Origin of the sequence: Mycobacterium sp. IS-2888, assembly GCF_001954215.1 — a bacterium.
Classification (GTDB): domain Bacteria; phylum Actinomycetota; class Actinomycetes; order Mycobacteriales; family Mycobacteriaceae; genus Mycobacterium.
On sequence record NZ_MBET01000094.1, the window covers coordinates 70,366 to 89,577 of the forward strand.

The 19,212-nt window shown below is 66.2% G+C and carries 14 protein-coding genes; 12 read left to right on the forward strand and 2 right to left on the reverse strand.

Annotated features, from left to right (window positions below):
* Nucleotides 1–405 precede the first annotated feature (405 nt).
* The 7 genes from A5745_RS17230 to A5745_RS17260 all read left to right on the forward strand — a co-directional run bounded on the left by A5745_RS17230 (nucleotide 406) and on the right by A5745_RS17260 (nucleotide 12,893).
* On the forward strand, nucleotides 406–3,903 hold the full coding sequence (locus A5745_RS17230; RefSeq protein WP_139329666.1) for a DNA-directed RNA polymerase subunit beta: 3,498 nt from the start codon (nucleotides 406–408) through the stop codon (nucleotides 3,901–3,903).
* A gap of 35 nt (nucleotides 3,904–3,938) precedes the next feature.
* A complete protein-coding gene (locus tag A5745_RS17235; protein WP_076061454.1) occupies nucleotides 3,939–7,889 on the forward strand; it encodes a DNA-directed RNA polymerase subunit beta' in 3,951 nt (1,316 codons plus the stop codon).
* Between the two features lie 136 nt (nucleotides 7,890–8,025).
* Nucleotides 8,026–8,778, forward strand: a complete 753-nt coding sequence (locus tag A5745_RS17240; protein ID WP_076117599.1) for a deoxyribonuclease IV — start codon at nucleotides 8,026–8,028, stop codon at nucleotides 8,776–8,778.
* 62 nt (nucleotides 8,779–8,840) lie between these two features.
* A complete protein-coding gene (locus A5745_RS17245) occupies nucleotides 8,841–10,469 on the forward strand; it encodes an acyl-CoA dehydrogenase family protein (RefSeq protein WP_076117867.1) in 1,629 nt (542 codons plus the stop codon).
* Nucleotides 10,466–11,404, forward strand: a complete 939-nt coding sequence (locus tag A5745_RS17250) for a crotonase/enoyl-CoA hydratase family protein (RefSeq protein ID WP_076061458.1) — start codon at nucleotides 10,466–10,468, stop codon at nucleotides 11,402–11,404. Before A5745_RS17245 ends, A5745_RS17250 begins: the two co-directional genes overlap by 4 nt.
* 2 nt (nucleotides 11,405–11,406) lie before the next feature.
* Nucleotides 11,407–12,129 carry a PaaX family transcriptional regulator C-terminal domain-containing protein gene (locus tag A5745_RS17255; protein WP_076117601.1) on the forward strand — a complete coding sequence of 241 codons (723 nt, stop codon included), beginning with the start codon at nucleotides 11,407–11,409 and terminating at the stop codon, nucleotides 12,127–12,129.
* A complete protein-coding gene (locus A5745_RS17260) occupies nucleotides 12,126–12,893 on the forward strand; it encodes a crotonase/enoyl-CoA hydratase family protein (protein ID WP_076117604.1) in 768 nt (255 codons plus the stop codon). The genes A5745_RS17255 and A5745_RS17260 overlap by 4 nt, the downstream gene beginning before the upstream one ends.
* 23 nt (nucleotides 12,894–12,916) lie before the next feature.
* Here the strand turns inward: A5745_RS17260 and A5745_RS17265 are convergent, their stop codons facing one another.
* Together A5745_RS17265 and A5745_RS17270 are read right to left on the reverse strand one after the other, a co-directional pair.
* The gene (locus tag A5745_RS17265; protein ID WP_076117869.1) at nucleotides 12,917–13,399 is read right to left on the reverse strand and encodes a DUF3060 domain-containing protein; all 483 of its coding nucleotides are present in this window, start codon (nucleotides 13,397–13,399) and stop codon (nucleotides 12,917–12,919) included.
* Between the two features lie 20 nt (nucleotides 13,400–13,419).
* Nucleotides 13,420–13,788 (reverse strand): DUF3060 domain-containing protein, encoded by a 369-nt coding sequence (locus tag A5745_RS17270; RefSeq protein ID WP_076061463.1) that lies wholly within the window; start codon nucleotides 13,786–13,788, stop codon nucleotides 13,420–13,422.
* 190 nt (nucleotides 13,789–13,978) lie between these two features.
* Between A5745_RS17270 and A5745_RS17275 the strand changes: the two genes are divergently transcribed.
* From A5745_RS17275 to tuf, 5 genes are all read left to right on the forward strand, one after another.
* The gene (locus A5745_RS17275; RefSeq protein ID WP_076061465.1) at nucleotides 13,979–14,626 is read left to right on the forward strand and encodes a TetR/AcrR family transcriptional regulator; all 648 of its coding nucleotides are present in this window, start codon (nucleotides 13,979–13,981) and stop codon (nucleotides 14,624–14,626) included.
* 186 nt (nucleotides 14,627–14,812) lie between these two features.
* On the forward strand, nucleotides 14,813–15,187 hold the full coding sequence (gene rpsL, locus A5745_RS17280; RefSeq protein WP_003879423.1) for a 30S ribosomal protein S12: 375 nt from the start codon (nucleotides 14,813–14,815) through the stop codon (nucleotides 15,185–15,187).
* The gene (rpsG, locus tag A5745_RS17285; protein ID WP_076061467.1) at nucleotides 15,187–15,657 is read left to right on the forward strand and encodes a 30S ribosomal protein S7; all 471 of its coding nucleotides are present in this window, start codon (nucleotides 15,187–15,189) and stop codon (nucleotides 15,655–15,657) included. The genes rpsL and rpsG overlap by 1 nt, the downstream gene beginning before the upstream one ends.
* 91 nt (nucleotides 15,658–15,748) lie before the next feature.
* Entirely contained in the window at nucleotides 15,749–17,854 is a 2,106-nt protein-coding gene (gene fusA, locus A5745_RS17290; protein WP_076061468.1) for an elongation factor G, read from the forward strand.
* Between the two features lie 95 nt (nucleotides 17,855–17,949).
* On the forward strand, nucleotides 17,950–19,140 hold the full coding sequence (gene tuf, locus A5745_RS17295; RefSeq protein WP_076061470.1) for an elongation factor Tu: 1,191 nt from the start codon (nucleotides 17,950–17,952) through the stop codon (nucleotides 19,138–19,140).
* Nucleotides 19,141–19,212 lie beyond the last annotated feature (72 nt).

The following is a 19,212-nucleotide window of genomic DNA, read 5'->3' on the forward strand; positions in this document are numbered from 1 at the left end:
TGGTCGGCGCGCGCGCACGGTAGGCCGCGACCCGAAATTTTCACGATAACTTCGCGCAACTTGCCGCCCTTCCTCTTGACGACGGGGCGCAAACGGGTCAGTCTGTTGGGCAGCATGTGCCCACGGGAACGCAAGATGCCTGCCAGCGCCGATGTTCCCTGGATGGGTACTTGAGGAATGCGCGCGCCTGCGCTATTGTTGGACGTTGCGCTGGCTACTTCCTGCCCACCTCACCCGCCACTCGACACCGTGGTCTTAGCCTGAGCCCCCTCTTCGGCCCAGCTATTTAGTTGCGCGCGTGAGATCTGGGCAGATCGTTCGCCGGCCTAACCGACACAATTCGCGGCGAACAGGCCCGGTGGCCCCGGTTCTCGTGAGTCGCACGAGGTGCTGGAAGGATGCATCTTGGCAGATTCCCGCCAGAGCAAGCGTCGCCACAAAAGTTCCACCAATGGCTCCGTGCCTGGAGCACCCAACCGAATTTCCTTCGCCAAGCTCCGCGAACCGCTCGAGGTTCCGGGGCTTCTTGACGTGCAAACCGACTCGTTCGAGTGGTTGATCGGCTCGCCGCGCTGGCGCGAAGCCGCAGCGGCACGCGGAGACGTGAAGCCGGTGGGTGGCCTCGAAGAGGTGCTCTACGAGCTCTCTCCGATCGAGGACTTCTCCGGCTCGATGTCGCTGTCGTTCTCCGACCCCCGGTTTGACGAGGTCAAGGCGCCGGTCGACGAGTGCAAAGACAAGGACATGACGTACGCGGCCCCGCTGTTCGTCACCGCGGAGTTCATCAACAACAACACCGGCGAGATCAAGAGCCAGACGGTGTTCATGGGTGACTTCCCGATGATGACCGAGAAGGGCACGTTCATCATCAACGGCACCGAGCGTGTCGTCGTCAGCCAGCTGGTGCGCTCACCGGGTGTGTACTTCGACGAGTCGATCGACAAGTCCACCGAGAAGCTGCTGCACAGCGTCAAGGTGATCCCCAGCCGCGGCGCGTGGCTGGAGTTCGACGTCGACAAGCGCGACACCGTCGGCGTGCGCATCGACCGCAAGCGCCGCCAGCCCGTCACCGTGCTGCTCAAGGCGCTCGGTTGGACCAACGAGCAGATCACCGAGCGGTTCGGGTTCTCCGAGATCATGATGTCCACGCTGGAGAAGGACAACACCGCCGGCACCGACGAGGCGCTGCTGGACATCTACCGCAAGCTGCGTCCGGGCGAGCCGCCGACCAAGGAGTCCGCGCAGACGCTGCTGGAGAACCTCTTCTTCAAGGAGAAGCGCTACGACCTGGCCCGCGTCGGCCGTTACAAGGTCAACAAGAAGCTCGGCCTGCACGCCGGTGAGCCGATCACCAGCTCGACGCTGACCGAAGAAGACGTCGTCGCCACCATCGAATACCTGGTACGCCTGCACGAGGGGCAGGCCACGATGACCGTCCCCGGCGGCACCGAGGTGCCGGTGGAGACCGACGACATCGACCACTTCGGCAACCGCCGGTTGCGCACCGTGGGCGAGCTGATCCAGAACCAGATCCGGGTCGGCATGTCGCGGATGGAGCGTGTCGTCCGCGAGCGGATGACCACCCAGGACGTCGAGGCGATCACGCCGCAGACGCTGATCAACATCCGGCCGGTGGTCGCGGCGATCAAGGAGTTCTTCGGCACCAGCCAGCTGTCGCAGTTCATGGACCAGAACAACCCGCTGTCGGGTCTGACGCACAAGCGCCGGCTGTCGGCGCTGGGCCCGGGTGGTCTGTCGCGTGAGCGCGCCGGGCTGGAGGTCCGCGACGTGCACCCGTCGCACTACGGCCGGATGTGCCCGATCGAGACCCCGGAGGGTCCGAACATCGGTCTGATCGGGTCGCTGTCGGTGTACGCGCGGGTCAATCCGTTCGGCTTCATCGAGACGCCGTACCGCAAGGTGGTCGACGGTGTGGTCAGCGACGAGATCGAATACCTGACCGCCGACGAGGAGGACCGCCACGTGGTGGCGCAGGCCAACTCGCCGATCGACGACGACGGTCGCTTCACCGAGGCGCGCGTCCTGGTCCGCCGCAAGGCGGGCGAGGTCGAGTACGTGTCCTCGTCCGAGGTCGACTACATGGACGTCTCGCCGCGCCAGATGGTGTCGGTGGCCACGGCCATGATTCCGTTCCTCGAGCACGACGACGCCAACCGTGCCCTGATGGGTGCCAACATGCAGCGCCAGGCGGTTCCGCTGGTGCGCAGCGAGGCGCCGCTGGTGGGTACCGGCATGGAGCTGCGTGCCGCGATCGACGCCGGCGACGTCGTCGTCGCCGAGAAGGCCGGTGTCATCGAGGAAGTCAGCGCCGACTACATCACCGTGATGGCCGACGACGGCACCCGGCACACCTACCGGATGCGCAAGTTCGCCCGCTCCAACCACGGCACGTGCGCCAATCAGTCGCCGATCGTGGACGCCGGGGATCGGGTGGAGGCCGGCCAGGTGATCGCCGACGGTCCCTGCACCGACAACGGCGAGATGGCGCTGGGCAAGAACCTGCTCGTCGCGATCATGCCGTGGGAAGGCCACAACTACGAGGACGCGATCATCCTCTCCAACCGCCTGGTTGAGGAGGACGTGCTCACCTCGATCCACATCGAGGAGCACGAGATCGACGCCCGCGACACCAAGCTGGGCGCCGAGGAGATCACCCGGGACATCCCGAACGTCTCCGACGAGGTGCTCGCCGACCTCGACGAACGCGGCATCGTGCGCATCGGCGCCGAGGTTCGTGACGGCGACATCCTGGTCGGCAAGGTCACCCCGAAGGGGGAGACCGAGCTGACGCCGGAGGAGCGGCTGCTGCGCGCGATCTTCGGTGAGAAGGCCCGGGAGGTCCGCGACACCTCGCTGAAGGTGCCGCACGGTGAGTCCGGCAAGGTGATCGGCATTCGGGTGTTCTCCCGCGAGGACGACGACGAACTGCCGGCCGGCGTCAACGAACTGGTCCGCGTCTACGTCGCCCAGAAGCGCAAGATTTCCGACGGCGACAAGCTGGCCGGACGGCACGGCAACAAGGGCGTGATCGGCAAGATCCTGCCCGTCGAGGACATGCCGTTCCTGCCGGACGGCACGCCGGTGGACATCATCCTGAACACCCACGGTGTGCCGCGACGGATGAACATCGGCCAGATCCTGGAGACGCACCTCGGTTGGTGCGCGCACAGCGGCTGGAAGGTCGACACCGGCAACGGGGTTCCCGACTGGGCGGCCAAGTTGCCCAAGGAACTGCTGGACGCGGAGCCGAACGCCATCGTGTCGACGCCGGTGTTCGACGGTGCCCAGGAAGCCGAGTTGCAGGGGCTGTTGTCGGCCACGCTGCCCAACCGGGACGACGAAGTGCTGGTGGACGCCGACGGCAAGGCAGTGCTGCTCGACGGCCGCAGTGGTGAGCCGTTCCCGTACCCGGTGACCGTTGGCTACATGTACATCATGAAGCTGCACCACCTGGTGGACGACAAGATCCACGCTCGCTCCACGGGGCCATACTCGATGATCACCCAGCAGCCGCTCGGTGGTAAGGCACAGTTCGGTGGCCAGCGTTTCGGTGAGATGGAGTGCTGGGCCATGCAGGCCTACGGTGCCGCGTACACGCTGCAGGAGCTGCTGACCATCAAGTCCGACGACACCGTCGGTCGGGTCAAGGTGTACGAGGCGATCGTCAAGGGCGAGAACATCCCGGAGCCGGGTATCCCCGAGTCGTTCAAGGTGTTGCTCAAGGAGCTGCAGTCGCTGTGCCTCAACGTTGAGGTGCTCTCGTCCGACGGCGCGGCGATCGAGCTGCGCGAGGGCGAGGACGAGGACCTGGAGCGGGCAGCCGCGAATCTCGGAATCAACCTGTCCCGCAACGAATCCGCGTCCGTTGAGGACCTGGCTTAACTAGTTACTAAACCCGCAAGGGGAAAGGGAGTTACGTGCTCGACGTCAACTTCTTCGATGAACTCCGTATCGGCTTGGCCACCGCGGAGGACATCAGGCAATGGTCTTACGGCGAGGTCAAGAAGCCGGAGACGATCAACTACCGCACGCTGAAGCCTGAGAAGGACGGCCTGTTCTGCGAGAAGATCTTCGGACCGACTCGCGACTGGGAGTGCTACTGCGGCAAGTACAAGCGCGTCCGCTTCAAGGGCATCATCTGTGAGCGCTGCGGCGTCGAGGTGACCCGCGCCAAGGTGCGCCGCGAGCGGATGGGTCACATCGAGTTGGCCGCTCCGGTGACGCACATCTGGTACTTCAAGGGTGTGCCCTCGCGCCTGGGGTACTTGCTCGACCTCGCGCCGAAGGATCTCGAGAAGATCATCTACTTCGCCGCGTACGTGATCACCTCCGTCGACGAGGAGATGCGGCACAACGAGCTGTCCACGCTCGAAGCCGAAATGGTGGTGGAGCGCAAGGGCGTTGAGGACCAGCGCGACGCCGAGCTGGAGGCCCGTGCGCAGAAGCTCGAAGCCGACTTGGCCGAGCTGGAGGCCGAGGGCGCCAAGGCCGACGCCAGGCGCAAGGTTCGCGACGGCGGCGAGCGGGAGATGCGCCAGATCCGTGACCGCGCCCAGCGTGAGCTGGACCGGCTGGAGGACATCTGGAGCACCTTCACCAAGCTGGCCCCCAAACAGCTGATCGTCGACGAGAACCTCTACCGCGAACTGGTCGACCGCTACGGCGAGTACTTCACCGGCGCCATGGGCGCGGAGTCGATCCAGAAGTTGATCGAGAACTTCGACATCGATGCCGAGGCCGACTCGCTGCGTGACGTCATCCGAAACGGCAAGGGGCAGAAGAAGCTTCGTGCGTTGAAGCGCCTCAAGGTGGTCGCCGCGTTCCAGCAGTCGGGCAACTCGCCGATGGGCATGGTGCTCGATGCCGTCCCGGTGATCCCGCCGGAGCTGCGCCCGATGGTGCAGCTCGACGGTGGCCGGTTCGCCACCAGCGACCTCAACGACCTGTATCGCCGCGTGATCAACCGGAACAACCGGCTCAAGAGGCTGATCGACCTCGGTGCGCCCGAGATCATCGTCAACAACGAGAAGCGGATGTTGCAGGAGTCAGTGGACGCGCTGTTCGACAACGGTCGTCGCGGCCGCCCGGTCACCGGGCCGGGTAACCGCCCGCTGAAGTCGCTGTCGGATCTGCTCAAGGGCAAGCAGGGCCGGTTCCGCCAGAACCTGCTCGGTAAGCGCGTCGACTACTCGGGCCGTTCGGTCATCGTGGTCGGCCCGCAGCTCAAGCTGCACCAGTGCGGTCTGCCCAAGCTGATGGCGCTCGAGCTGTTCAAGCCGTTCGTGATGAAGCGGCTCGTGGACCTCAATCACGCGCAGAACATCAAGAGCGCCAAGCGGATGGTGGAGCGTCAGCGTCCCCAGGTGTGGGATGTCCTCGAAGAGGTCATCGCCGAGCACCCGGTGCTGCTGAACCGCGCGCCCACCCTGCACCGGCTGGGTATCCAGGCCTTCGAGCCGATGCTGGTGGAAGGCAAGGCGATTCAGCTGCACCCGTTGGTGTGTGAGGCGTTCAACGCCGACTTCGACGGTGACCAGATGGCCGTGCACCTGCCGTTGAGTGCGGAGGCGCAGGCCGAGGCGCGCATCCTGATGCTGTCTTCGAACAACATCTTGTCGCCCGCGTCGGGCCGGCCGCTGGCCATGCCCCGACTGGACATGGTGACCGGGCTGTACTACCTGACCACCGAGGTCGAGGGCGACACCGGCGAATACGTCCCCGCTGCCAAGGACCGTCCGGAGACCGGCGTGTACGCCTCGCCCGCCGAGGCGATTATGGCGGCCGACCGCGGCGTGCTGTCGGTGCGGGCCAAGATCAAGGTGCGGCTGACCCAGCTGCGTCCGCCCGCCGAGCTCGAGGCCGAGCTGTTCGGCGAGTCCGGCTGGCAGCCGGGTGACGCATGGATGGCCGAGACCACGCTTGGTCGGGTGATGTTCAACGAGCTGCTGCCGCTGGGGTATGCGTTCGTGAACAAGCAGATGCACAAGAAGGTGCAGGCCTCCATCATCAACGACCTGGCCGAGCGCTACCCGATGATCGTGGTCGCGCAGACCGTCGACAAGCTCAAGGACGCCGGTTTCTATTGGGCGACCCGCAGTGGTGTCACGGTGTCGATGGCCGACGTCTTGGTGCCGCCGCGCAAGAAGGAGATCCTCGACCAGTACGAGGAGCGGGCCGACAAGGTCGAAAAGCAGTTCCAGCGTGGTGCTTTGAACCACGACGAGCGCAACGAGGCGCTCGTGGAGATCTGGAAGGAAGCCACCGACGAGGTGGGTCAGGCGCTGCGGGAGCACTACCCCGCCGACAACCCGATCATCACCATCGTCGACTCGGGTGCCACGGGTAACTTCACGCAGACCCGAACGCTGGCCGGCATGAAGGGTCTGGTGACCAACCCGAAGGGTGAGTTCATCCCGCGTCCGGTCAAGTCGTCGTTCCGCGAGGGCCTGACCGTGCTGGAGTACTTCATCAACACTCACGGCGCTCGAAAGGGCTTGGCGGACACCGCGTTGCGTACCGCCGACTCGGGTTACCTGACCCGTCGCCTGGTGGATGTCTCTCAGGACGTAATCGTCCGCGAGCACGACTGCGAGACCGAGCGCGGCATCGTGGTCGAGCTGGCCGAGATCCAGCCCGATGGCACCCTGATCCGCGACCCGTACATCGAAACCTCGGCGTACGCACGGACTTTGGGCACCGACGCGGTCGACAAGGACGGCAACGTCGTCGTCGCTCGCGGCGAGGACCTGGGTGACCCGGAGATCGACGCGCTGCTGGCGGCCGGCATCACATCGGTCAAGGTGCGCTCGGTGCTGACGTGCACCACGGGCACCGGCGTCTGTGCGACCTGCTACGGGCGCTCCATGGCCACCGGCAAGCTGGTGGACATCGGCGAGGCCGTCGGCATCGTCGCCGCCCAGTCCATCGGTGAGCCCGGCACCCAGCTGACCATGCGCACCTTCCACCAGGGTGGTGTCGGTGAGGACATCACCGGTGGTCTGCCACGCGTGCAGGAGCTGTTCGAGGCCCGCGTGCCGCGCGGCAAGGCGCCGATCGCCGACGTCACCGGCCGGGTCCGTCTCGAGGACGGTGAGCGCTTCTACAAGATCACCATCGTTCCCGACGACGGCGGCGAGGAAGTCGTCTACGACAAGCTCTCCAAGCGGCAACGGTTGCGTGTGTTCAAGCACGACGACGGTTCCGAGGGAGTGCTGTCCGACGGTGACCACGTCGAGGTGGGCCAGCAGCTGATGGAAGGCTCGGCCGACCCGCACGAGGTGCTGCGCGTGCAGGGCCCCCGCGAGGTGCAGATCCACCTGGTCCGCGAGGTCCAGGAGGTCTACCGCGCACAGGGTGTGTCGATCCACGACAAGCACATCGAGGTGATCGTTCGCCAGATGCTGCGCCGGGTCACCATCATCGACTCGGGCGCGACGGAGTTCCTGCCCGGCTCGCTGATCGAGCGTGCGGGGTTCGAGGCGGAGAACCGCCGCGTGGTGGCCGAGGGCGGCGAGCCCGCCGCCGGCCGTCCGGTGCTGATGGGCATCACGAAGGCGAGCCTCGCCACCGACTCGTGGCTGTCCGCGGCGTCGTTCCAGGAGACCACGCGAGTGCTGACCGATGCGGCGATCAACTGCCGCAGCGACAAGCTCAACGGTCTCAAGGAGAACGTGATCATCGGAAAGCTGATCCCGGCCGGTACCGGTATCAACCGCTACCGCAACATCCAGGTGCAGCCCACCGAGGAGGCCAGGGCCGCGGCGTACACGATCCCGTCCTACGAGGATCAGTACTACAGCCCGGACTTCGGCCAGGCCACCGGTGCCGCCGTTCCGCTGGACGACTACGGGTACAGCGACTACCGGTAAGTCAGTACGAAAAGCCCCCGCCGTGTGCGGGGGCTTTTTCGTCCGCCGAACGTGTACTGGCTGCGACTTTTCGGGCGAAATATCGCACTGAGTGCACGCTCGCCACCCGTCGCAACCCCTCACTAGACTGGCCGACGTGCTTATCGGTTCACATGTCCACCAAGACGATCCCCTGGCCGCCGCACAGGCGGACGGCGCCGACGCGGTGCAGTTCTTCCTCGGCAACCCGCAGAGCTGGAAGAAGCCGAAGCCGCGCGACGACGCCGCGGCGCTCAAGGCGTCGACCATCCCGCTGTACGTCCACGCGCCGTACCTCATCAACGTCGCATCGGCCAACAACCGCATCCGCATCCCGTCGCGAAAGATATTGCAGGACACCTGCGACGCCGCCGCCGCAATCAACGCGACGGCGGTGATCGTGCACGGCGGCCACGCCGACGACAACGACATGGAGGCCGGCTTCGAGCGCTGGGTCAAGGCGCTGGACTACCTCGAAACGGATGTGCCGGTGTACCTGGAGAACACGGCGGGCGGTGACCACGCGATGGCCCGCCACTTCGACACGATCGGGCGGCTCTGGGATCACATCGGAGACAAGGGAATTGGCTTCTGTCTGGACACCTGCCATGCCTGGGCCGCGGGCGAGGAGCTGGTCGACGCGGTCGACCGGATCAGGACCCTGACCGGTCGCATCGATCTGGTGCACTGCAACGACTCGAGGGATGCGGCGGGCTCGGGCGCCGACCGCCACGCCAACCTGGGCAGCGGCCAGATCGATACCGACCTTCTCGTGGCGGCGGTCAAGGCCGCCGATGCGCCGGTGATCTGCGAAACCGCCGACGCGGGCCGCAAGGACGACATCGCCTTCCTGCGGGAGAAGACCACCTAGTCAAAGCCTCAGCCGCTATTACACCTCTTGTGCGGCTGTCGGAAAAATGTAACATGGACGGCATGCCCGATACCCATGCCGTCACCAACCAGGTTCCCCCGCTGGAGAACTACAACCCCGCGACGTCCGCCGTCCTCGTCGAGGCCCTGATCCGCGAGGGCGGGCAATGGGGCATCGACGAGGTGACGGAGGTGGGCGCGATCGCGGGTAGCCGCGAAGCCCAGCGCTGGGGTGAGCTCGCCGACCGCAACCGGCCCATCCTGCACACCCACGACCGCTACGGTCACCGCATCGACGAGGTCGAGTACGACCCGGCCTACCACGAGCTCATGCGCACCGCGATCGGGCACGGCCTGCACGCCGCGCCGTGGGCCGACGAGCGGCCGGGCAACCATGTGGTGCGAGCCGCCAAGATGTCGGTCTGGAATGTCGAGCCCGGACACACCTGCCCGGTCTCGATGACCTACGCCGTCGTCCCGGCGCTGCGCTACAACCCGGAATTGGCGTCGGTTTACGAGCCGTTGCTGACCAGTCGCGAATACGACCCCGAACTCAAGCTGGCCACCACCAAGCGGGGCATCACGGCCGGCATGTCGATGACGGAGAAGCAAGGCGGTTCCGACGTGCGCGCCGGCACCACCGAGGCAACCCCCAACGGCGACGGCAGCTACAGCCTGACCGGTCACAAATGGTTCACCTCGGCGCCGATGTGCGACATCTTCCTGGTGCTCGCGCAGGCCCCGGGCGGTCTGTCCTGCTTCCTGCTGCCGCGGATACTGCCCGACGGCAGCCGCAACCGAATGTTCTTGCAGCGCCTCAAGGACAAGCTCGGCAACCACGCCAACGCCTCGAGCGAGGTCGAATACGACGGCGCCATCGCGTGGTTGGTGGGTGAGGAGGGCCGCGGCGTGCCGACCATCATCGAGATGGTCAACCTCACCCGGCTGGACTGCACCCTGGGCAGCGCCACCAGCATGCGCACCGGCCTGACCCGTGCCATCCACCACGCCCAGCACCGAAAGGCGTTCGGCGCCTACCTGATTGACCAGCCGTTGATGCGCAATGTGCTGGCCGACCTGGCGGTGGAGGCCGAGGCCGCCACCATCGTCGCGATGCGGATGGCCGGTGCCACCGACAAGGCGCTGCGCGGGGACGAAAGGGAGGCGTTGCTGCGCCGCATTGGCTTGGCGGCCAGCAAGTACTGGGTGTGCAAGCGCGCCACCCCGCACGCCGCCGAGGCGCTCGAGTGCCTGGGCGGCAACGGCTATGTCGAGGACTCGGGCATGCCGCGCCTGTTCCGTGAGGCGCCGCTGATGGGCATCTGGGAGGGCTCGGGCAATGTCAGCGCACTGGACACGTTGCGCGCCATGGCAACTCGCCCCGAATGCGTCGAGGTGCTGTTCGCCGAACTCGACGAAAGCACCGGCCAGGATCCGCGACTGGGCCGCCACGTCGAGGGGCTGCGGCAAGACCTGACCGACCTGGACGCAATCCAGTATCGCGCCCGTAAGGTGGCCGAGGACATCTCGCTGGCGCTGCAGGGGTCGCTGCTGGTGCGCCACGGCCATCCCGCCGTCGCCGAGGCCTTCCTGGCCACCCGGCTGGGCGGCCAGTGGGGTGGTGCGTACGGCACCATGCCGACCGGCCTGGACCTCGCGCCCATCCTCGAGCGTGCTCTAGTAAAGGGATGACTCACGCCATCAGGCCTGTCGATTTCGACAACCTGAAGACGATGACCTACGAGGTCACCGACCGGGTTGCCCGCATCACCTTCAACCGGCCAGAGAAGGGCAACGCCATCGTCGCCGACACCCCGCTGGAGCTCTCGGCGTTGGTGGAGCGTGCCGATCTCGACCCGAACGTGCACGTCATCCTCGTGTCCGGTCGGGGTGAGGGTTTCTGCGCCGGCTTCGACCTGTCCGCCTATGCCGACCGGACCGGTTCGGCCGGCGGGACGGGTGCGTACGCGGGCACGGTGCTCGACGGCAAGACGCAGGCGGTCAACCACCTGCCGGATCAGCCGTGGGACCCGATGATCGACTACCAGATGATGAGCCGCTTCGTGCGCGGCTTCTCCAGCCTGATGCATGCCGACAAGCCGACTGTGGTCAAGGTCCACGGCTACTGCGTGGCGGGCGGCACCGACATCGCGCTGCACGCCGACCAGGTGATCGCGGCCGCCGACGCCAAGATCGGCTACCCGCCGACGCGGGTGTGGGGGGTCCCGGCGGCGGGCCTGTGGGCGCACCGGCTAGGTGACCAGCGCGCCAAACGCCTTCTGCTGACCGGTGATTGCATCACCGGTGCGCAAGCCGCCGAATGGGGCCTGGCCGTCGAGGCGCCCGATCCGAAAGACCTCGACGAGCGCACCGAGCGGCTGGTGGAGCGGATCGCCGCGGTTCCGGTCAACCAGCTGATCATGGTCAAGCTCGCGCTGAATTCCGCTCTGCTGCAACAGGGTGTGGCGACCAGCAGGATGGTCAGCACCGTGTTCGACGGTGTTGCCCGGCATACGCCGGAGGGCCACGCCTTCGTCGCCGATGCGGTCGAGCACGGCTTCCGGGACGCGGTCAAGCATCGCGACGAGCCCTTCGGGGACTACGGCCGTCAGGCGTCACAGGTGTAGCCATGCCCAACATGACGGCGCGTTCGGTGGTGCTCAGTGTGCTGCTCGGCGCCCACCCCGCCTGGGCCACGGCCAGCGAATTGATCAGGCTGACAAACGATTTCGGCATCAAGGAGGCGACGTTGCGGGTCGCCCTGACCCGCATGGTCGGCGCCGGCGACCTGATCCGCTCCGCCGACGGCTACCGGCTGTCGGATCGCCTGTTGGCCCGCCAGCGCAGGCAGGACGATGCCATCGATCCACGGGTCCGGGCCTGGCGCGGAGACTGGGTCCTCCTGATCGTGACCAGCGTGGGCAACGATGCGCGTACCAGAGCGGCGCTGCGAACCGCCATGCACAGCAAGCGCTTTGGCGAACTTCGCGAGGGCGTTTGGATGCGGCCGGACAACCTGGAGCTGGACCTGGATCGCACGCTCGAAGCCCAGGTGCGGACGCTGACGGCGCGCGACGACGCCCCGGCCGAGCTGGCCGGGCGGTTGTGGGATCTGCCCGCGTGGGCGCACACCGGGCACCGGCTGCTCGACGAGATGGCCGCCGCCCCGGACGTTCCCGCCCGCTTCATGGTGGCCGCTGCGACCGTGTGGCACCTGCTCACCGATCCCGTGCTGCCCGACGAATTGCTGCCGTCCGACTGGCCGGGTGCCCGGCTGCGCGCGGCGTACCACGACTTCGCCGCGGAGCTACTCAAGCGACGCGAACCGACCCAACTCCAGGAGGCGACATGAGTGACCCGGTGCGAGTGGAGCGCAATGGCCCGGTGACGACGGTGATCATCAACCGGCCGGAGGCGCGCAACGCCGTCAATGGTCCGACGGCCGCGGCGCTGTACGCGGCTTTCGAGCAATTCGACCGGGACGACTCGGCGTCGGTGGCCGTGCTGTGGGGCGACGGCGGAACCTTTTGCGCGGGAGCCGATTTGAAGTCCTTCGGCACGGCAGACGCCAACGCGGTGCACCGGACCGGTCCCGGGCCGATGGGCCCGTCGCGAATGGTTCTTTCCAAGCCGGTGATCGCCGCGGTCAGCGGCTACGCCGTCGCCGGGGGTTTGGAGTTGGCGTTGTGGTGCGACATGCGGGTGGCCGAGGAGGACGCCGTGTTCGGCGTCTTCTGCCGCCGCTGGGGCGTGCCGCTGATCGATGGCGGCACCGTGCGGCTGCCGCGGCTGATCGGGCACAGCCGGGCCATGGACATGATCCTCACCGGCCGCGGTGTCAAAGCCGACGAAGCGCTCGCGATGGGATTGGCGAATCGGGTTGTGCCCAACGGCCGGGCCCGGCAGGCGGCCGAGGACTTAGCAGCCGAATTGGCCGCCCTGCCGCAGCAGTGCCTGCGCTCGGATCGGCTGTCGGCGCTGCATCAGTGGGGCCTGCCGGAATCCGCGGCGCTGGACGGCGAATTCGCCAGCATTTCCCGGGTCGCCGCGGAGGCGCTGGAGGGGGCGGGCCGATTCGCCGGGGGAGCAGGCCGACACGGCGCGCCCGCGAATTAGGGAGGCCGTCAACAGCTTTCGCCTCAGCCGCCCTTGTTGATGGTGTTGCCGGAGCCGTGGTTTGAGACCTTTGGATCGCCGTCTTTATAGGTGATGGTGTTGTCGGTTCCTAGCACTGTGAGTTTGGTGTTGATCTTGTCGATCGTGATCTTGTTGTTGGCGCCGCCGATGTCTACCTTCTCGCAGGTGCCGGTCACGGTCAGCGTGTTGTTCGAACCGAGCACGTTCAGCGATTTGCCGCTGGCGCAGTCGAGCGTGGCAGTGGTTCCCATCGATCCGTAGTTCAGCGTGTTGCCGATCTCGACCGATGCGGTCGTGCTCGCGCCGCTGGTGCTCGTGGCACCCGCGCTCGTCGTCGTGGTCGCGCTGCTCGCGGTCGTCGTGGCGGATCCGCCGGGCGGGTTGGCCGTCGAACTACAGCCGGCCAGCACCAGGGCCGCGAGCGCGGGCGCCAGCGCGAAGGCGGCCAGGCCGCGTGGGTGCTCAATGTTCAGGGTTGCACGCATCATTCGTCGATTCCCTTGTCTCAGGCGGGCACCTGCTGGAGCCGGTTGGTCATGCCCAGTTCGCGGCCGCGGTCCCACAGTATCGGCGCACCGTTGTGGTAGAAGACCGTCTGGTTGTAGCCGTACACGGTGATGTCGTGCGTCACCGAGTCCGCGATGACGGTATTGCCCGAACCCATCACGGTCACGGCCCAACAGTTGCCCATCGCGTTGACGGTGTTGTTGGTGCCGTTGACGATCAGGGTGGCGTCATTGCAGTCCAGCGTCTGCTCGACGCCCTGGCCGACGACGTGGGTGTCGCCGTTCTTGGCGTGGGCCGGGGGTACCCCGGCGCCCAGCGAAACGATGACACAGGTTGCAAGCGACCCGGCGACGGTTGTCCACCTCACTGCCGGCCCCCTTCGCTTCGGCTGATGTTCGCTGGACTGAGCGTACGTGCATTTGCCTGCTCGATGGCAGACTTTTTTCTCCCACATCGCCGCGCCGGCGCCCCGGCCTGGCCGGAGCCGTTTCGCGCCGCCGTCAACTAGAGTCATTAGTTGACCTCCAACCGTTCAGTGAAATCGAGGTGCGGTCGCCATGACAGCTCAGCCGGAACAACCGCCAGCCGGCGGGCGACAACGCGCCGGGAGGTCCGCCTCCCGTCCGGCCAAGCTGAGCCGCGACGGCATCGTCGACGGCGCGCTGACCTTCCTGGACCGGGAGGGCTGGGACTCGCTGACCATCAACGCGCTCGCGACGCAGCTGGGCACCAAGGGCCCGTCGCTCTACAACCACGTGGACAGCCTGGAGGACCTGCGGCGCGCGGTGCGGATCCGGGTCATCGACGACATCATCACGATGCTGAACCGCGTCGGCGAGGGGCGCGCCCGCGACGACGCGGTGCTGGTCATGGCCGGTGCCTACCGCAGCTACGCCCACCACCATCCGGGGCGCTACTCGGCGTTCACCCGGATGCCGCTGGGCGGTGACGACCCCGAGTACACCGCCGCCACCCGCAACGCGGCGGCGCCCGTGATCGCGGTGCTGTCCTCCTACGGACTGGACGGGGAGGAGGCGTTCTACGCGGCGCTCGAATTCTGGTCCGCGCTGCATGGCTTCGTGTTGCTGGAAATGACCGGTGTGATGGACGACATCGACACGGATGCGCTGTTCTCCGACATGGTGCTGCGCCTCGCGACGGGCCTGGAAAGGCGGACGGCGCACAAGGGCGCGAACCCGACCTAAGCCACTTTGACCTGCACGACCAGCGGCGGGTATTGTGGTTGCTCGTGCCTGGCGGCTTACGGCGCCTGACGTAAGGAAGTGGATGCCGGGCGAATTCGCATGTCCACGATGCAACGGATGAATCCGGTGCTGAGCGCATGCGACACCACCCGTGCTAGCAAGACGCCGAACACAGAAAGCCGGTAGATGCCAACCATTCAGCAGCTGGTCCGCAAGGGTCGTCGGGACAAGATCGGCAAGGTCAAGACCGCGGCTCTGAAGGGCAGCCCGCAGCGCCGTGGCGTATGCACCCGCGTGTACACCACCACCCCGAAGAAGCCGAACTCGGCCCTTCGGAAGGTCGCGCGCGTGAAGCTGACGAGCCAGGTCGAGGTCACCGCCTACATCCCCGGCGAGGGCCACAACCTGCAGGAGCACTCGATGGTGCTGGTGCGTGGAGGCCGAGTCAAGGACCTGCCCGGTGTGCGGTACAAGATCATCCGCGGTTCGCTCGACACCCAGGGCGTCAAGAACCGCAAGCAGGCTCGCAGCCGTTATGGCGCCAAGAAGGAGAAGAGCTAATGCCGCGCAAGGGGCCCGCGCCCAAGCGTCCGCTGGTCAACGACCCTGTCTACGGATCGCAGCTGGTCACTCAGCTGGTCAACAAAGTTCTGCTCAAGGGGAAGAAATCGCTGGCCGAGCGCATTGTTTATGGAGCGCTCGAACACGCCCGGGACAAGACCGGCACCGATCCCGTCATCACCCTCAAGCGTGCTCTGGACAACGTCAAGCCCGCCCTGGAGGTGCGCAGCCGCCGCGTCGGTGGTGCGACCTACCAGGTGCCCGTCGAGGTGCGGCCGGACCGGTCCACCACGCTGGCGCTGCGCTGGCTTGTCAGCTTCTCGCGGCAGCGCCGGGAGAAGACCATGATCGAGCGGCTGGCAAACGAGATCCTGGATGCCAGCAACGGCCTCGGGGCCTCCGTCAAACGGCGTGAGGACACCCACAAGATGGCCGAGGCAAACCGCGCGTTTGCGCACTATCGCTGGTAGGGGCCGGAACGGCGCCAACCGGCAGTGCTGCCGGCCGGGCGCAAACCGACAGCGAATTAACTAAGCAACCGGAAAGAGTGGGAAGACTTCTGTGGCACAGAAGGACGTGCTGACCGACCTGAGCAAGGTCCGCAACTTCGGCATCATGGCGCACATCGATGCCGGCAAAACGACGACCACCGAGCGGATCCTGTACTACACCGGCATCAACTACAAGATCGGTGAGGTCCATGACGGCGCCGCCACCATGGACTGGATGGAGCAGGAGCAGGAACGCGGAATCACCATCACCTCCGCGGCCACGACGACGTTCTGGAAAGACAACCAGCTCAACATCATCGACACCCCGGGACACGTCGACTTCACCGTCGAGGTGGAGCGCAACCTGCGCGTGCTCGACGGGGCCGTTGCCGTGTTCGACGGCAAGGAGGGTGTCGAGCCGCAGTCCGAGCAGGTCTGGCGGCAGGCCGACAAGTACGACGTCCCCCGCATCTGCTTCGTCAACAAGATGGACAAGATCGGTGCGGACTTCTACTTCTCGGTCCGCACGATGGAGGAGCGCCTCGGCGCCAACGCGGTGCCGATCCAACTGCCGATCGGCTCGGAGAACGAGTTCGAGGGCATCGTCGACCTGGTCGAGATGAACGCCAAGGTGTGGCGCGGTGAGACGAAGCTCGGCGAGACCTACGACACCGTCGAGATCCCGGCCGACCTGGCCGAAACGGCCGAGGAATACCGGACCAAGCTGCTCGAGGTCGTCGCGGAGACGGACGAGGAGCTGCTGGAGAAGTACGTCGGCGGCGAGGAGATCACCGTCGACGAGATCAAGGCCGCGATTCGCAAGCTGACCATCGCGTCGGAGATCTACCCCGTGCTGTGCGGCAGCGCGTTCAAGAACAAGGGCGTGCAGCCCATGCTCGACGCCGTCGTGGACTACCTGCCGTCGCCGCTGGACGTGCCGCCGGCCGTCGGCCACGCGCCGGGCAAGGAGGACGAGGAGGTCGTGCGCAACGCGACGACCGACGAGCCGTTCTCCGCGCTGGCGTTCAAGATCGCCACGCACCCGTTCTTCGGCAAGCTGACCTACATCCGCGTCTACTCGGGCACCGTCGAGTCCGGCAGCCAGGTCATCAACGCCACCAAGGGCAAGAAGGAGCGGCTGGGCAAGCTGTTCCAGATGCACTCCAACAAGGAGAACCCGGTCGAGCGCGCGTCGGCGGGTCACATCTACGCGGTGATCGGCCTCAAGGACACCACCACCGGTGACACCCTGAGCGACCCGAACCAGCAGGTCGTGCTGGAGTCGATGACGTTCCCCGCCCCGGTGATCGAGGTGGCCATCGAGCCCAAGACCAAGAGCGACCAGGAGAAACTGTCGCTGTCGATCCAGAAGCTCGCCGAAGAGGACCCGACGTTCAAGGTGCACCTCGACTCCGAGACCGGCCAGACCGTCATCGGCGGCATGGGCGAGCTGCACCTGGACATCCTGGTGGACCGGATGCGCCGCGAATTCAAGGTCGAGGCCAACGTAGGCAAGCCGCAGGTGGCCTACAAGGAGACCATCAAGCGCGTCGTGCAGAACGTCGAGTTCACCCACAAGAAGCAGACGGGCGGCTCGGGCCAGTTCGCGAAGGTCATCATCAACCTCGAGCCGTTCACCGGCGAAGACGGTGCGACCTACGAGTTCCAGAACAAGGTCACCGGTGGCCGCATCCCGCGCGAGTACATCCCGTCGGTGGATGCCGGTGCGCAGGACGCCATGCAGTACGGCGTGCTGGCCGGCTACCCGCTGGTGAACCTGAAGGTCACCCTGCTCGACGGCGCGTACCACGAGGTCGACTCTTCGGAGATGGCGTTCAAGATCGCGGGGTCGCAGGTACTGAAAAAGGCTGCGGCGCAAGCCCAGCCGGTGATCCTCGAACCGATCATGGCGGTCGAAGTGACCACACCCGAGGACTACATGGGTGACGTGATCGGCGACCTGAACTCCCGCCGTGGCCAGATCCAGGCCATGGAGGAGCGGGCCGGTGCGCGCGTCGTTCGGGCACACGTGCCGCTGTCCGAGATGTTCGGCTATGTCGGCGACCTGAGGTCCAAGACGCAAGGCCGGGCGAACTACTCCATGGTGTTCGACAGCTACGCCGAAGTCCCGGCGCAGGTGTCGAAGGAGATCATTGCGAAGGCGACGGGCGAGTAGACAAAACGCTACGAGTAAGCTGACGCGGTCACCGCGGCACAACGGAAATCATCAACACTGCTTAACAAGCACCAAACAAGTCGGAGGACACAAAAGTGGCGAAGGCGAAGTTCCAGCGGACCAAGCCCCACGTCAACATCGGGACCATCGGTCACGTTGACCACGGCAAGACGACCCTGACCGCGGCTATCACCAAGGTCCTGCATGACAAGTTTCCGGACCTGAACGAGTCGAAGGCGTTCGACCAGATCGACAACGCTCCCGAGGAGCGTCAGCGCGGTATCACGATCAACATCGCGCACGTCGAGTACCAGACCGACAAGCGCCACTACGCGCACGTCGACGCCCCTGGTCACGCTGACTACATCAAGAACATGATCACCGGTGCCGCCCAGATGGACGGCGCGATCCTGGTGGTCGCCGCGACCGACGGCCCGATGCCGCAGACCCGCGAGCACGTGCTGCTGGCCCGCCAGGTCGGTGTGCCTTACATCCTGGTGGCCCTGAACAAGGCCGACGCCGTGGATGACGAGGAGCTGCTCGAGCTGGTCGAGATGGAGGTCCGCGAACTGCTGGCCGCCCAGGAGTTCGACGAGGAGGCCCCGGTGATCCGGGTCTCGGCGCTCAAGGCGCTCGAGGGCGACGCCAAGTGGGTCGAGTCCGTCGAGGAGCTGATGGCCGCGGTCGACGAGTCGATCCCGGACCCGGTCCGCGAGACCGACAAGCCGTTCCTGATGCCCGTCGAGGACGTCTTCACGATCACCGGCCGCGGCACCGTGGTCACCGGTCGTGTCGAGCGCGGCGTGATCAACGTGAACGAGGAAGTCGAGATCGTCGGCATCCGCCCGGAGACCACCAAGACCACGGTCACCGGCGTGGAGATGTTCCGCAAGCTGCTCGACCAGGGCCAGGCCGGCGACAACGTCGGGCTGTTGCTGCGTGGCATCAAGCGTGAGGACGTCGAGCGCGGCCAGGTCGTGACCAAGCCCGGCACCACCACGCCGCACACCGAGTTCGAGGGCCAGGTCTACATCCTGTCCAAGGACGAGGGCGGCCGGCACACGCCGTTCTTCAACAACTACCGTCCGCAGTTCTACTTCCGCACCACCGACGTGACCGGTGTGGTGACGCTGCCGGAGGGCACCGAGATGGTGATGCCCGGTGACAACACCAACATCACGGTGAAGCTGATCCAGCCCGTCGCCATGGACGAGGGTCTGCGATTCGCGATCCGCGAGGGTGGCCGCACCGTCGGCGCCGGCCGGGTCGTCAAGATCATCAAGTAAGTCTGTTCCGCAAAGCCCGGATTGCCGCTCTCGGCAGTCCGGGCTTTGTGCGTTCCAGCCAGGGACGAAGCT